Source organism: Enterococcus sp. DIV2379 (assembly GCF_050542965.1).
GTDB classification, from domain to species: Bacteria; Bacillota; Bacilli; order Lactobacillales; family Enterococcaceae; genus Enterococcus_D; species Enterococcus_D entomosocium.
The window spans coordinates 1117501-1132947 of record NZ_CP172938.1; the positions used below are offsets into that span (position 1 = coordinate 1117501).

14 protein-coding genes (1 of these 14 only partly in view) are annotated in these 15447 nt (G+C 43.2%); 10 read left to right on the top strand and 4 right to left on the bottom strand.

The window, feature by feature from the left end; all coding sequences use genetic code 11:
* On the bottom strand, positions 1-1902 hold the 5' portion of the coding sequence (locus IGI92_RS05170) for a beta-galactosidase (protein ID WP_430608217.1). Its footprint begins 96 nt before the window's first position; only the first 1902 of its 1998 coding nucleotides appear in the window; it begins with the start codon at positions 1900-1902; the stop codon falls past the left edge of the window.
* A gap of 432 nt (positions 1903-2334) precedes the next feature.
* Between IGI92_RS05170 and arcA the strand changes: the two genes are divergently transcribed.
* The 10 genes from arcA to IGI92_RS05220 all read left to right on the top strand — a co-directional run bounded on the left by arcA (position 2335) and on the right by IGI92_RS05220 (position 12466).
* Complete coding sequence (arcA, locus tag IGI92_RS05175; protein ID WP_008380978.1) at positions 2335-3552, top strand: arginine deiminase; 1218 nt, start codon at positions 2335-2337, stop codon at positions 3550-3552.
* A gap of 384 nt (positions 3553-3936) precedes the next feature.
* The gene (locus tag IGI92_RS05180) at positions 3937-4248 is read left to right on the top strand and encodes a hypothetical protein (RefSeq protein ID WP_008380980.1); all 312 of its coding nucleotides are present in this window, start codon (positions 3937-3939) and stop codon (positions 4246-4248) included.
* The gene (locus IGI92_RS05185; protein ID WP_430608218.1) at positions 4249-6240 is read left to right on the top strand and encodes a V-type ATP synthase subunit I; all 1992 of its coding nucleotides are present in this window, start codon (positions 4249-4251) and stop codon (positions 6238-6240) included.
* Positions 6224-6697, top strand: coding sequence for a V-type ATP synthase subunit K (locus IGI92_RS05190; protein WP_005237160.1), 474 nt, complete (start codon positions 6224-6226; stop codon positions 6695-6697). The genes IGI92_RS05185 and IGI92_RS05190 overlap by 17 nt, the downstream gene beginning before the upstream one ends.
* A 16-nt stretch (positions 6698-6713) precedes the next feature.
* On the top strand, positions 6714-7304 hold the full coding sequence (locus tag IGI92_RS05195) for a V-type ATP synthase subunit E (RefSeq protein ID WP_061053898.1): 591 nt from the start codon (positions 6714-6716) through the stop codon (positions 7302-7304).
* Positions 7305-7318: 14 nt separating this feature from the next.
* Entirely contained in the window at positions 7319-8320 is a 1002-nt protein-coding gene (locus tag IGI92_RS05200) for a V-type ATP synthase subunit C (RefSeq protein WP_005237156.1), read from the top strand.
* Positions 8313-8627 (top strand): V-type ATP synthase subunit F, encoded by a 315-nt coding sequence (locus tag IGI92_RS05205; RefSeq protein ID WP_005237155.1) that lies wholly within the window; start codon positions 8313-8315, stop codon positions 8625-8627. The genes IGI92_RS05200 and IGI92_RS05205 overlap by 8 nt, the downstream gene beginning before the upstream one ends.
* Before the next feature lie 31 nt (positions 8628-8658).
* The gene (locus IGI92_RS05210; protein ID WP_008380990.1) at positions 8659-10434 is read left to right on the top strand and encodes a V-type ATP synthase subunit A; all 1776 of its coding nucleotides are present in this window, start codon (positions 8659-8661) and stop codon (positions 10432-10434) included.
* The gene (locus tag IGI92_RS05215) at positions 10434-11822 is read left to right on the top strand and encodes a V-type ATP synthase subunit B (protein ID WP_005237151.1); all 1389 of its coding nucleotides are present in this window, start codon (positions 10434-10436) and stop codon (positions 11820-11822) included. The genes IGI92_RS05210 and IGI92_RS05215 overlap by 1 nt, the downstream gene beginning before the upstream one ends.
* On the top strand, positions 11822-12466 hold the full coding sequence (locus tag IGI92_RS05220) for a V-type ATP synthase subunit D (RefSeq protein ID WP_005229243.1): 645 nt from the start codon (positions 11822-11824) through the stop codon (positions 12464-12466). The genes IGI92_RS05215 and IGI92_RS05220 overlap by 1 nt, the downstream gene beginning before the upstream one ends.
* Before the next feature lie 75 nt (positions 12467-12541).
* Here IGI92_RS05220 and IGI92_RS05225 read toward each other — a convergent pair whose 3' ends face one another.
* The 3 genes from IGI92_RS05225 to IGI92_RS05235 are packed head-to-tail and all read right to left on the bottom strand — an operon-like array spanning position 12542 to position 15275.
* On the bottom strand, positions 12542-13348 hold the full coding sequence (locus tag IGI92_RS05225) for an ABC transporter ATP-binding protein (protein ID WP_005237149.1): 807 nt from the start codon (positions 13346-13348) through the stop codon (positions 12542-12544).
* A complete protein-coding gene (locus tag IGI92_RS05230) occupies positions 13348-14268 on the bottom strand; it encodes an ABC transporter permease (RefSeq protein ID WP_005237148.1) in 921 nt (306 codons plus the stop codon). The genes IGI92_RS05225 and IGI92_RS05230 overlap by 1 nt, the downstream gene beginning before the upstream one ends.
* Positions 14269-14297: 29 nt before the next feature.
* Positions 14298-15275 (bottom strand): ABC transporter substrate-binding protein, encoded by a 978-nt coding sequence (locus IGI92_RS05235; RefSeq protein ID WP_005237146.1) that lies wholly within the window; start codon positions 15273-15275, stop codon positions 14298-14300.
* Positions 15276-15447: the final 172 nt, after the last annotated feature.

The following is a 15447-nucleotide window of genomic DNA, read 5'->3' on the forward strand; positions in this document are numbered from 1 at the left end:
CTTCACTTCTGTTGTCTGCTCGGTATGGTTTAAGAAAAAGACGAGTGTATAGCCAGCACCTTTGCGACAGGTAACGGAGATTTCAGTAGGAGCAGCCAAGAAGTGCTGGGCATGAGTCGTTAATTTGTGATTTTCCAGAATGGTCGCTAAAAATGTAGTTAGTCCTTCAAGAGACAATTCTGTTCCCACGTAATACGCATACCCATCGTCGATCCGGTTCATGGTAATGGCGGGCTTATCGGTCAAATAACCGGATTGGAAGGTTGCCAAAGCTTTCGCACCTTTTAGATGAATGACTTCCTCCCATAGAGAATTGTCGTTCCGATGACCTTGAAAGTCAATCTGATGCTGGGTAGCTGCTTTCATTGGGTAAAACTCTTCTACAATGATCCCTAATGTGTCTCTAAACAAGCCTGGATAGCCCCCAAGATAGACTTGGTCATTTTCATTGACGATCCCACTAAAGAAATTGGTCAAGAAGATACCGCCTTGTTGCACGTAATCATGGATCTTCTTACCGAATGCTTCGGGTGCTGAATAGAGATTTGGGGCGATCACTAAAGGATAGCCATCTAGGGATTCGGAAGGATGGACAAAGTCTACGCTCAAATTTAACGCCCTTAGCGCGGCATACAGGCTGCGTAACTGATGAATGTACTTTAAGGTTCTTGGTTTGGCATCCAATTCCAGCGCCCACCAATTTTCCCAGTCGAAGACAACCGCGACATCAGCCAAGAAGCGCGTCCCAACGATTTCGGATAGTTGCGAAAATTCGTTGCCTAATTGTGCACATTCACGAAAGATACGGCTTGACTGAGGATCTCCGTGAGGCACCATCGCACTATGAAATTTTTCCGCACCGCCACGAGACTGTCGCCATTGGAAGAACATGATACCATCAGCACCATGAGCTAGCGATTCATAACTCCAAAGACGCAACTGGTTGGGTGTCTTGGCCCCGTTGATTTGTCGCCAATTAACAGCGCTTGTGGCTTGCTCCATGATCAAGAATGGCTTTTTCTTCAAACTGCGGGTTAAATCGTTAGCAAGAAATTGCGGGTAAGGGATTTTTTCAAAGGGATTCGGGTACGAATTCCAGCTGACCACATCTATTTCAGGTGCCCATTTAAATCCATCTACGTATTTGTGTAAGCCCATAAGATTGGTCATATAAGGAATTTCATGGGAATATTTTGCGATCGCCGCCTTTTCAATTTGATAAAGTTCCAGATTCATGTCGGAAAGAAACCGACGGTAGTCTAATTGCTGTGCAGGATTTTTGAAGGTTGGCATTGCCTCTGGTAAGAAAATTTCCTCCCAGCTGCCATAGGATTGACTCCAAAACTTCGTTGACCAAGCATCATTCAATCCAGCGATGGTCAGATATTTCTCTGCTAACCATGTCTGAAATCTTTTCCGACAATGATCGCAATAACACTCGTGGATGTGACAGGTATATTCATTATTGATATGCCACATGACCAGCCCTGGATGATTAGCATAACGGTTTGCGACTGCTTCAGACAAATCGGCGGCATATTGACGATAGATAGGGGAAGTCGGACAGTAGTGCTGGCGCGCACCATGAACCAGTCGATTGCCATGAATGGTCACAGGCAGCATCTCAGGGTGTTTTTGAACAAGCCAAGCGGGAGGAGAAGCTGTTCCATTGGCTAGGTCGATCATGATATTGTTTTCATATAAAAGATCCATCAACCAGTCCAGAAAGTCAAAATCATAGGTGGATTCATCTGGCTGCAGATTGACCCAGCCAAAAATATTGATACTTACATAGTTCACACCTGCTTCTTTCATTAAGCGCATATCTTCAAGAATGACTTCTTTAGACCATTGTTCAGGATTGTAGTCGGCACCATAGTAAAGCTGACGTTGCGTTTTCATCAAATCGCTCCTTTATAGACGTTTCTTTAGTATCAAGATACTTGAATCATATCAAATATTCATCTGTTTGATAGCGATATCATTTGAAAATCATGAAATGATCCAAAAAAACAAAGATAGTTCAATCTGGTTTCGCAACTAGGGCTATAGTCCGCCAGTTCTTTTGCCTTGCTGTTTTTTTAACAAAAATATACAATTGAAAAAGGCGGTAAATTAAAACATCTAAAATTTATCTCTCTAAGTAGTTGTTTTTTTATTAATAGTTTCTTTATAAAAAAATGCATGTTTATAACCAACAGATCAAAAAAACTATTAAACATTAGCAGAAGATTACTATGAGTCAAAGAAATGAATAATTATGTGTCGAGGAGTCATAAACGAGGAATGACATAAGTTATTCCACAAAAAATGCGAAAAAGGAGAGACACGTCCATGAACCAGCCAATACAGATCTTTTCTGAGATTGCGCCCTTAAAGCGGGTGCTGTTGCATCGTCCAGGAGCAGAATTGGAAAACTTGATGCCGGATTATCTTGATCGCTTGTTGTTCGATGATATTCCTTTTCTAGACCAAGCACAAAAAGAGCATGATTTTTTTGCCGAGACGTTAAGAAACAGAGGGGTGGAAGTCCTTTATTTGGAAGATCTTGCTGCAGAGACATTGTCGACGACCGGTGCCAAAGAAGCTTTTTTAGAAGATTATTTAAATGAGACAACGATCCTTGATGAAGAGATTCGCAACGAAGTGCGCAATTTTTTCCTGTCGATCAAAGATAATCGCTCCTTTATCGATCATACGATGGCGGGCTTGAAAAAAAGTGAGGTAGAAATTCCAAGAGCTAGCAAGTTAACGGCGATCGTTGAAACGGAATATCCTTTTTTGATCGATCCAATGCCAAACTTGTATTTCACGAGAGATCCGTTTGCTACGATTGGTCATAGCGTTTCCTTGAATCGAATGTATTCTGCAACGAGAAGACGAGAAACCCTCTACGGAAAACAAATTTTTACGCACCACCCGATGTTTTCCCGCAATGAGACGAACTTTTTGTATCATCGGGACGAAACGACGCGGATGGAAGGCGGCGATCAGCTGATTTTATCTGATAAAATCGTGGCGATCGGTATCTCTCAACGAACCGAGGTTGCTTCTATCGAAAAAATTGCCGAAACGATTTTTGCTACAGAACCGAGTTTTGAACATATCTTGGCATTTAATATTGGTGAAGAACGAAAATTTATGCACTTAGATACGGTCTTTACGATGGTGGATCATGATAAGTTCACGATCCATCCAGAAATCGAGGGAGAACTTTCGCTGTATTCAATCACTAAACACAAGGACGGTGTGCGAGTATATGAGGAAAAAGATACGTTGGAAAACATTCTTTGCCGTTATTTAGATTTGCCTGAAGTACACTTGATTCGCTGTGGTGGTGACGACTTAGCGGCAGCAGCCAGAGAACAATGGAATGATGGTTCCAATACATTGGCGATCGCCCCAGGGGAAGTCGTGGTCTATGACCGCAATACCATCACCAACGGGTTGTTAAAAGAGGCAGGCGTCAAGTTGAATGAGATCTCAGGAAGTGAATTGGTTCGCGGACGTGGAGGTCCACGCTGTATGAGTATGCCATTTATTCGTGAGTAGGACGAATCTTTGTTATTTTAATTACGGATTTTTGCTTTGAAATTATGAAAGTTAAGAAATAGAAGAGAGAAAAATAAAAGAAAGATTTGAAACGGCATTCTGTTTCTAATCTTTCTTTTTTGTCATCATTTAACCCCCTATAAATTGAAAAGGATTTCTTTTTGTGAAAATGTGTAATTTTTGTGACTTTTATATGTAAAGACTATAAAAAAACGCTAGGAACCTTGTTCTATCGCTAAATTTATGGTACGGTTATATTAGAAAACGGAAATAGGTGAAGGTATTTGCCACTTATTGATTTTTGACACCCTACGATCAGCGAATGCCATATGCTTGATTTGTAGTGGTTTTTTTTGCGGAAAAAAAGGGAAAGCAGGTGAGAAAATGGCAGTAGATGCAATTCGATTATTACAAGAAGCAGAGCAATTTGCTGAAAATAAAAACCAAGAAGCGGAAGCAGAAAAAAAACAATTGGCACAAGAACGCGAAGAACGGTTGAAGGCGTTTAAAAAAGAGTTGGCAGAAAAAGAAGCCCAACAAAAAGAAGCAATCAATCAAAAAATCGCAGCTGAGTTAACACAGTCAAAAGAACCGCTCATGGCTAAAACGAAAGCAGAAGTGGAAACACTACGAACGATCCCTAATGAGTTAAAGGAAGAAGCATTGGCAATAATAATAAATAAGGTTGTGACATAAATGGCAATTGCAAAAATGCAAAAGTTCAGTCTGTTGACCTTTTACGATCAGAAAGAAGCTGTTTTAGAGCAGCTGCAAGACTTTCAGGGCGTAGAACTGCTTTCTTCGGAGAAATACTACGATTCTGAAGAAACGACGGGTGTTTTGACACCGGTTCGCGAGGAACAGTCTGAAGAAGAAATGGAGAACCAGTTTGGTCAAGTCAACTGGAGCTTAAATTTTTTAGAAGAATATGTACCCAAAAAAGGAATGCTGGCACAACTGCGGCAACCAATCAAAAAATATACCCTTCAAGAATTGGCTGAAACAGCCCACACCTATCCCTGGCAAGAATTATGCCAGACCCTTCGTAAACAAGACAAACGTCTTCGCTTGATCGATCAAGAAAAACGCGATGTATTAGCACAAGAAGCAGAGCTGTCGATTTGGAAGTATTTTAAAGAGCGTCCAGCGGTTTTAAAGGAATTAAAAAAATCAGGTGGCTTGCTAGGTTCGATTCCCACTTCTGAAATGGCTGACTTTACGACGAACAGTGAGAAGCTGCCGCTCGTCTATGTGGAAACTGTTTATCAATCACAAACAACCACTTATTTACTGGTCCTTTTCCACAAAGATGTAAAAGAAAAAGTAACTTCACTTCTTAAAAAAGTAGCCTTTGAGCAATACATCTACCCTTATGAGGGCATCCCAGAAGAAGATCTGCAAACGATGAAAGAAAAATCCCAACGTTTAATTGATGAAGAAAAAGAGATCAAAGCCTCTCTTCGTGCAATGACAAACGAGCAAGAAACTTTGCGGATCGTTGCCGAGTATTTAGATGGAGCAATCACCCGCTTAAAAAGCAATAAGATGCTTTTACGTTCTACTCATGCGGTCTCGCTTTCTGGCTGGGTTCCTGTTGATGGAACGGCCGAATTAGAAAAACGCATCAAAAAAGGAACCTCGGATAACTATTACCTCGAATACCAAGAAGTGACGGAAAAAGAGATTAGTAATGTGCCGATTTTATTAGAAAACGCACGTTGGATCAAACCTTTTGAAGGACTTGTTCGGATGTACAGCTTGCCGCAATATGACGAGTTAGATCCGACACCATTTATGGCGCCTTTTTATATGGTGGCATTCGGGATGATGGTTGCCGATTTTGGCTATGGTTTGCTTTTGTTTCTGGCGACGTTTCTTGGGAAAAAGCTGTTCCACCTCAGCAAAGGGCTGGAACAAAACTTGACCCTCTTTCAGTTATGCTCGATCCCCACGATTATTTGGGGCTTGATCTATGGCAACTTCTTCGGATTTGAATTCTCATTCCAACTGTTGTCTGCCCAGGATGATGTCAACCAGATCTTAGTCTTATCCGTGATCTTTGGGTACATCCAGATCATGTTTGGTTTGGCGCTGAAATTCTATATTCTATGGAAGAAAAAAGACCAGAAACTGGCTGCGATGTTCCAAGCCGGTTCATGGATCGTCTTTTTGATCAGTGTGGCTTTTGTTGCCGCAGGAATGCTGCTTTTACCTGACACACCGTTACAAATGATTGGGATCGTAATGATCGCTGCCAGTCTATTAGCAGTGGCCATCGGAGGCAGTTTAGAAGGTAAAACCTTAGCAGGAAAAATCGGTTCTGGATTGTACGGATTGATGGATGTGACCAATTATGTTGGTGACTTGATCAGTTACACCCGTCTGATGGCGTTAGGGGTTGCCGGCGGAAGTATCGCCTCAGCCTTCAACTTGATCATCAGCTACCTGCCGCCAGCAGCCCGGTTTACGGTTGGTATCTTATTATTTGTGGCATTGCATGGCCTAAATATTTTCTTAAGTTACCTTAGTGCGTATGTTCATGGTATCCGTTTGCAGTATTTAGAGTATTTTGGAAAATTCTTTACGGGGGGCGGACGTGCCTTTGACCCCTTCAAATCAAATGAAAACTATGTAGAGATCATCTCAGAAGAGAAGTTACAGGAGGACAATAATGGAAAATTGGATTAGTTTCTTTTACGAAAATGGTGGAATTGTTTTTGCAGCTTTAGGTGTAGCGACCGCAACGATTTGCGGCGGTATCGGATCAACGATTGGTGTTGGGATGACCAGTGAAGCAGCGTCAGGCTTGATCTCAGAGCAGCCAGAGAAATTCGGACAAGCGTTGATCTTAGAGTTGCTGTCTAGTACTCAGGGGTTATACGGGTTCGTAATTTCCTTCATGATCTTTGGTCAAATCAGCGGTTCGCTCTCATTCGATCGCGGATTGTACTTGTTTATTGCTTCATTGCCAATCGCATTAACAGCGATCGTAGCCGGAAAATGGCAAGGACGTGCCGCAAGTGCTGCGATGCAGATTTTAGCCAAAAAACCAGAACATGTGACCAAAGGAATTATCTTGGTAGCGATGATGGAAACGTATTGTATTTTAGGGTTCGTTATTTCCTTCTTGCTTGTCTTGAATTAAGAGGAGGGAAAAGTGAATGTCTGATATTACACGTTTAACTGACAAAATAACCGCTGATGCGGAAAAGAAATACCAGCTGCAAATCAAAGAAGCGAAAAAAGAAAGTGAAAATCAAGAAAACTTGAAGCGAACGCAATTAGAAAAAGAGCTTAGTGAGCGGTTAGCTTTTTATGAAAAAGAAAAACGTGCGGCGATGTATTTGGAAATCTCAGATGTGCATATTCAATCAAGAAACAAGGTCTTGGCAGCAAAGCAGTCGGTCTTAGATGAGCTGTTTACTGAGGCTTTGACCCGTTTAAATACGATGGATCAAGCAGCATTTTATGCGTTTATCGCTAATGGCTTGGCGAATGCAAGGTTAACTGGTGAGGTTGAGTTGCTTTTAGGTGAGAAGACCCGCCATTTAGTGGATGAGGAGCTCCTCGCTAAATTGCAGGCATCTGCCCCAGATGTTCAGCTGAAACTGGTAAATAAAACGATCCCTCGTAAGGGTGGCTTTTTGTTGCGACAAGAAGCGATCGAGTTGAATTTTACTTTTGATGCGCTACTAGAAGCCAACAAAGAAGAGTTAAGCAATACGTTACTGCAATTGATTTTTGAACAGTAAGCAGGTGCAAACAGATGAATGACATCAAATACAATACCTTAAATACGAGAATTCGGACGTATGAATCGCAATTATTCGATCGCAGCCGCTATGAGCGGATGCTCTCGGCTGCTAGCGCAGAAGAAATCTACGGTATGTTGCAAGAAACGGTTTATGGTGACTTCATCAACGAGGATGATCGTGTACACGACTTTGAACATGTGTTGATGGCGGAGTTGAAACGGGTATACGACACGATGTATCAGCTGACACCGGAAAAAGCGATCGTTGATTTCTTTGCTTTGAAATATGACTATCAAAATCTGAAAGTCTTGGTAAAAGCGGCGTACATGCAAGAAGATTTTTCTGAATACCTTGTCCCAATTGGTACCCAGCCGCTTTCCGTCCTTAAGGATCTGGTCAAGACCAGAAAAAGCAATCTTGTTGCCAAAGAGATGGTTGATTGTGTGGAAGAAGTCTTCTCTTATATTGAGAACTACCATGAGGTCCAATCGATCGACATCATCTTTGATAACCACTATTGGGAACAATTGTGGACGATTGGCAAAGAATACGACGACGATCTGCTGCAAAGCTTGATTCGTCGACAAATCGATATTTTCAACATTTCAACAACGTTGCGCAGTTACGCGATGAAACGCAAGCGCGGCTTTATCAGCGCAGTTTTAGCCGATCATGGAAACCTACCTGCAAAAGAATTGTTAGCTGAGATCACGACTTCCCTTGAGGCATTTGTGGCATATTTGCAAGGGACTCCTTATAAAGAACTGATCAATCACAGCTATGAAGAGTTGGTAGAGAAGAAGACCTTGAATACCTTTGATATACGCAAAGACAATTTTCTAATGGCGAAGCTCAAAGAACATAAAATTGTTCCTTTTGGCCCTTCAGCATTGGCAGGGTACTTGTACGCCAAGGAAATTGAAAGCAAGAACTTGCGTATTCTCCTGATTGGGAAAATCAATAAGGTGCCGGAAGAGATTTTAAGAAGTCGGGTGCGTGATAGTTATGCATAAAAAAATAGCAATGATGGGTGGTAAGAACTCGATCTTGCCTTTCAAAGGGCTAGGGATCGACATCTTTCCAGTCAGCGATTTGGATGAAGCCGCCCAACAACTAGAAGAAATGGCTGAAGCCTATGGGGTAATCTTTTTGACTGAGCGACTGATCGAACAATTAGAACCGATCGTTCGCCGCTATGAAGAAGCACCGACACCAGCGATCATTCCGATTCCAAGTAGTACGGGTAGTTTAGGGATCGGCATGGCACGAATTCAGCAAAATGTGGAAAAAGCGGTAGGAATGAATATATTAGATTCATAACAGACAAGTCAGCCAGCTAGGAGGAATAAATGTGGCATTTGGCACAATTGAAAAAGTATCGGGACCACTGGTCACCGCCTCAGGATTAAGTGGCGCAAAAATCCACGAAATCTGCAAAGTCAGTGACAAGGGCCTTATCGGTGAGATCATTGAGATCAAAAAAGGGCTGGTTTCGATCCAAGTATACGAAGAAACAGCGGGAATCGGACCAGGCGAGCCCGTGGAAACGACAGGCGCACCATTGTCTGTCGAACTAGCACCAGGTTTGTTGACTCAGATGTTTGATGGGATCCAACGACCATTAGATACGTTTATGTCGCAAACAGAAAGTGATTTTTTGGAACGAGGGGTTACCATCGATCCACTGAATCGCCAAAAGAAATGGACCTTTGTCCCTCAAGTACAAGTCGGTGATACCGTACAAGGTGGCGACATTTTAGGTTCAGTACAAGAAACATCGGTGATCGAGCATAAGATCATGGTGCCACCAAACTATGAAGGAACCGTCAAAGAAATCATGGTAGGGAATTTTGCTATTACTGAAGTGATCTGTGTCTTAGAAACCATTGAGGGTGAAAAAAACTTGACGATGGTTCAGAAATGGCCGGTTCGTCAACCACGTCCCGTTACTGCTAAATTAAATCCAGGCGAACCGCTGGTCACTGGTCAGCGCGTCATCGACACCTATTTTCCAGTGGCAAAAGGCGGCTCAGCTGCCGTTCCCGGACCATTTGGTGCCGGAAAAACGGTTGTTCAGCACCAAATTGCTAAATGGTCGGATGTGGATATCGTGGTCTATGTCGGCTGTGGCGAGCGAGGCAATGAAATGCGGGATGTTATGAATGAATTTCCTGAACTGATCGATCCAAATACCGGCAAGTCAATCATGGAACGAACGGTCTTGATCGCCAATACGTCGAATATGCCAGTTGCTGCTCGGGAAGCCTCAATCTATACAGGAATCACGATTGCAGAATATTACCGTGACATGGGCTATAGTGTTGCTATCATGGCAGACTCAACATCACGTTGGGCAGAAGCGCTGCGGGAAATGAGTGGACGATTGCAAGAGATCCCAGGAGATGAAGGCTATCCGGCGTACCTTGGAAGTCGAATTGCGGAATACTATGAGCGAGCAGGGCGTTTCCATTCATTAGGCACACAACCTCGGGAAGGAAGCATTACCGCAATTGGTGCGGTTTCACCTGCTGGTGGAGACATCTCAGAACCGGTCACCCAAAATACCTTACGAATCGTGAAAGTCTTCTGGGCATTGGATAGTATGCTGGCGCAAAAACGGCATTTTCCTTCCATCAACTGGATGAATTCCTATTCCCTTTACGAAGATCAAATCAATTCTTATTTAGATCAATTATTAGGCGATCGCTGGTCGGAGCTAGTCAATGAATCAATGGCGATTCTCCAAGAAGAAAGCCGTTTAGAAGAAATCGTTCAATTGGTAGGGATGGATTCTCTTTCTCAAAGAGACCGTTTGACAATGATGACAGCCCGTTCTTTGAGACAAGATTACTTGCAGCAAAACGCCTTTGATGACGTTGACACGTATACATCTCGCAATAAGCAGTTCAAAATGTTGGAGAATATTCTTTACTTTAATGAACAAGCCCAACGTGCACTGCAGCTAGGTGCTTACTTAGATGAGATCACAAAAGGAACGGTTGATCTGCGTGAGCGCATCGCCCGCAGCAAATACATTCCTGAAGAAGAATTGACCCGCTTGGATACGATCAAGCATGACATCAAAGAAAAGTTACAACGAATCATTGAAACTGGAGGTGTTCATTGATGTTAAAAGAATATCGTACAGTTTCCGAAATTGCCGGCCCTTTAATGGTGGTCGAAAATGTTCGAGGCGTTAAATTCGACGAACTCGTTGAGGTCCGCATGGACACAGGCGAGATCCGTCAAGGACAAGTACTGGAAGTCAGTGATGACAATGCTGTTGTCCAAGTATTTGAGGGTACAAGTAATTTGAGTGCTGAAGAAAGCAAAGCAAGGTTTCTAGGAACTGGTTTAACTTTAGGGGTTTCTCTAGATATGATGGGTCGGGTTTTTGACGGTTTAGGAAAACCAAAAGATAATGGCCCGAGAATCTTGCCCGAAAAACGCATCGATGTAAACGGTGAAGCCATCAATCCGATGGCACGGGACTTCCCGGATGAATTTATCCAAACTGGGATCTCAACGATCGATCATTTAAATACATTAGTTCGTGGACAAAAATTACCAATCTTTTCTGCTTCTGGTTTGCCTCATAAAGAGATCGCTGCTCAAATCGCACGACAAGCAACAGTACCCAGCCAAGAAGGCAATTTTGCGATCGTCTTCGCAGCAATTGGGATTCCGTTTGAAGAAGCTGAATTTTTCGTGGATGAATTCCGCAAAACCGGTGCATTAGATCGATCTGTTTTGTTTATGAACCTTGCCAACGATCCAGCAATCGAACGGATCGCTACTCCTAAGATGGCATTGACTGCAGCAGAGTATTTGGCTTTTGAAAAAGGCATGCACGTCTTAGTGATCATGACCGATATGACGAACTACTGCGAAGCATTGCGAGAAATCTCCGCTGCCCGCCGAGAAGTTCCGGGACGTCGCGGCTACCCAGGGTATCTATACACCAACTTAGCTACACTGTATGAACGGGCAGGACGTTTGATGGGCAAAGAAGGATCGGTCACACAGATTCCGATCTTAACGATGCCAGATGGCGATAAAACCCACCCGATTCCTGATTTGACTGGCTATATCACAGAAGGACAAATCATTTTGTCGCGGGACCTTTACAAACGCAATATCAATCCGCCAGTGGATATTTTGCCAAGTCTTTCTCGGTTGAAGGACAAAGGAACGGGAGAAGGTAAGACCCGTGCAGATCATGCGGCAACGATGAATCAAATTTATGCCGCCTATTCCGATGGGAAAGCTGCCAAAGAGTTATCGATCGTTTTAGGAGAGTCTGCCTTGTCTGATCTTGATAAAAAGTACGCGCGTTTTGCAGATCTTTTCGAAAAAGAGTATGTCAACCAGGGATTTGAAACCAACCGGACGATTGAAGAAACGTTAGATTTAGGCTGGAAGCTATTAGCTACCTTGCCAAAACAAGAGTTGAGCCGTATCAAAGAAGAATTTATCGACGCCTATTACCCAACGGACGAGGATGTGAGTTCTTAATGGCGATCTTAAATGTCAATCCAACTCGGATGGAACTAAGTCGTTTGAAAAAACGGCTGACGACGGCAACCCGTGGTCACAAATTATTGAAAGACAAGCAAGATGAGCTGGTGCGCCAATTCATTCAGCTAGTAAAGAAAAACCAGGAGCTTCGTAAAAAAATGGAAACTGCGCTGCAAGCAGGGATGGAAGAGTATGTGCTGGCTTCTAGTAGTATTCCCGATGTCGTTTTGCAAGAAGCATTTATGATCCCTTTAAATAAAGTGACCCTAGATGTACAAAGTCGGACCATCATGAATATGGATGTGCCAGTGTTAAATCCTGTTTACGAAGAAGAGAGCTCCGATGATGACTTTTCCTACGGTTTTGTAAGTACCACCAGTGAGCTGGATCTCTCGTTGTCTCATCTTGATCAGATGCTGCCAGTGATGCTTCAGTTGGCCGAAATCGAGAAAACCTGTCAACTGATGGCCAATGAGATCGAGCGGACGAGGCGAAGAGTCAATGCGTTAGAGTATATGACGATTCCCAAGCTGACGGAAACCATTCAATACATCGAAAGCAATCTGGCAGAAGACGAACGAGCAACATTGACCCGCTTGATGAAGGTCACAGATATCATTGCGGAAAATGAAGCAAAGTAAGGATTTTGCCAATCATTTGGAAGAATCAAAAAAGGCACGTAGAAGGGGGTTCCTTTCTACGTGTCTTTTTGCTTGTTAAGAGCGTAAGAGCAGTTGGTCATCTTTTAATTCAGCACCACTATTTTGATGGAACATTTCCATCAATTCAGGGACTGTTAAATGTTGCTTTTGCTCACCGGCAATATCCACGACGATCTTGCCTTGATGAAGCATGATCAGGCGATTGCCATAGCGAATGGCATCTTCCATATCATGAGTAACCATGAAGGCCGTCAACTGCTGTGAACGAATCAATTGATCGGTCAATGCCATGACAGTCAACGAGGTTTTTGGATCTAGGGCAGCGGTATGTTCATCTAATAAAATCAATTTAGGTTGTTGCAATGTTGCCATCAAGAGGGTAATCGCTTGACGCTGTCCGCCTGATAACAAACCGATCTCGGCAGAAAGACGATTTTCTAAGCCTAAGTTTAGACTGGCTAATTTTTCTTGGAAAAACGCGCGATTTTTTGCTTTGACGCCTGTCGCAAACCCTCGGACTTGGCCCCGTTTGTAAGCAAGTGCTAAGTTTTCTTCAACAGTCAAACGAACCGCTGTCCCCATACGTGGATCTTGAAAGACTCGGCTAATATCCTTTGAGCGTTTCGTAACGGATAAACGGGTGATGTCTTTCCCATCTAAGGTGATTTTTCCTTGTTCTGTTGGGATCGTTCCTGCAATACTGTTTAAAAGGGTCGATTTTCCGGCACCATTGCCACCGATGATCGTGATAAAATCTCCGGCATTCATCGTCAGGTCAATGCCTCGCAAGACATGGTTCTCATTGATCGTCCCTTTTTCAAAGGTTTGGTGTAGATTTTCGATTGTTAAGACTGAAGTCATTAGGATTGGCCTCCTTTGGTTTTTGGCAGCATCTTTTTAAGTCCTAGTTTTGAACGAAGCTGCGGTAACGAGAGGCAGATGACTAAGACGATTGCGGATGCCAGTTTGATATCATTGGCTTCGACATTGAACTCGAAAACGACGGCCAGGATAAAGCGATAAACGATCGCTCCAATCACGATGGTGATCAACCGCAAAAGCAAAGATTTATTGGCAAATAAAACTTCTGCAATAATGATCGATGCTAAGCCAATCACGATCGTACCGATTCCGGAGTTTAGGTCAGCAAAACCGTTGTTTTGGGCTAAAAGAGCACCTGAAAGGGCGATACAGCCATTAGAGATCATGTAACCGATGATCTTCATATTATCGGTGTTGATGCCGTTGGCTTCACTCATAGCTAAATTATCGCCTGTTGCGCGCAATGCTAAGCCGATCTCTGTACGGAAAAAGAGGAACAAGCACAAAATGACGATAGCTGCGAAGAGAAAGCCCGCAAGAATCACGGCATTGTTTTTGGTCAGACCCATTGCTTGAAATTGGGTGAAGACCGTGTCTTGTCCTAACAAGGCAATGTTGGGAGCACCCATCACACGATTTGTGATGGAATAAAGCCCAGTCATCGTGATGATCCCGGCCAACAAGGCTGGGATCTTTAGTTTTGTATGCAGTAGTCCGGATACCAAGCCGGCTAACATGCCACCGCCAAAGCCCATCAAACTGGCTAGTATGGGGGAGACGCCATTCGTAATACTGATTGCAGCGATCCCTGCACCTAATGGAAAACTTCCTTCTGCAGTTAAATCAGCGATATCCAGAATACGGAAGGTCAAAAATACTCCGATTGCCAGCAATGCCCAAAGGATCCCTTGAGAGGTGGCAGATTGTAGTAATAGTAAGAACGTGTCGACTAAATTCATATGATTTCCTCAAATCTAAAATAGTATGGTTATTCTGGGGCAGTGATGCTGGCAGGATCAATCCCTAAAGCTGCAGCCATTTCTTCATTGACGACTAACTCTAAATTCTCCGCTGTTTCAACGGGTGTGGTAGCTGGTTCTGCATCGCCATCTAAAATTTTTGCTGCTAGTTTTCCTGTTTGAATGCCTAGTGATTTATAGTCAATACCATAAGTTGCTAGAGCTCCATCATCGACTTGTTCCACGGAACCTGCGACGATCGGTGTTTTGGTTTCTTTCGCCACTTCACCGACGATTGCAGCAGCAGAGGCAAAGGTATTATCTGTTGGAATATAAATGCCATCGACATCTTTTGCCAGGCTAGTGGTCACTTGCTGCACATCATTGGTGGTATTGGCGGTCAATACTTTAACGTCGACTCCAGCAGCTTTTAAGGCTTCTTCTGCCAAGTCTGCTTGAATTTTCGAGTTAGCTTCACCTGCATTATACATAATGCCGATCGTCTTGGCGTCAGGGACGATGCTTAACAGCAAATTGATCTGCTGCTCAATGGGTACCATGTCTGACGTACCGGTGATGTTGCGACCGGGTTCTTCATTTGAGTCGGCTAATTTTGCCCCAACTAAATCAGTAACTGCGGTAACCACGATTGGGGTATCAGTGGTTTCATTTGCTAACGAAACAGCAGCAGGGGTAGCGATGCCCAATAAAAGATCAGGGTTGGCATTCACTAGGCGTTCGCTCATACTTTTTAAGTTGTCTTGACTGTTTTGCGCATTTTGGTATTCGATCGTCAGGTTTTCACCTTCTGTGTAGCCCGCTTCTGCTAAGCCTTCTTTAAATCCTTCGTAGGCGGCATTCAAGGAGCCATGTTCCACGAGTTGCAAGACACCGACTGTTTTTGATCCGTCGTTTCCCTCAGAAGCATTGTTTGATTCCCCACAAGCTGCCAGTGCCAGTAGTGAAGCCGTTAATAATCCAGTTGTGATCCATTTTTTCATTTTCATTGTAACTCCTCCTATAAACGTTTCTTTTTTAATTGGGGTTTACCTGAACAAAAAAATCCATTCAGACAATCGTCTAAATGGATTCGATCCTATACCAAGCGTAAACGTATATTGGCAACCATTTAGAAGATTTTCTACATGGCTGCAAGTTCAAGTTAAAATGCTTTAGCCA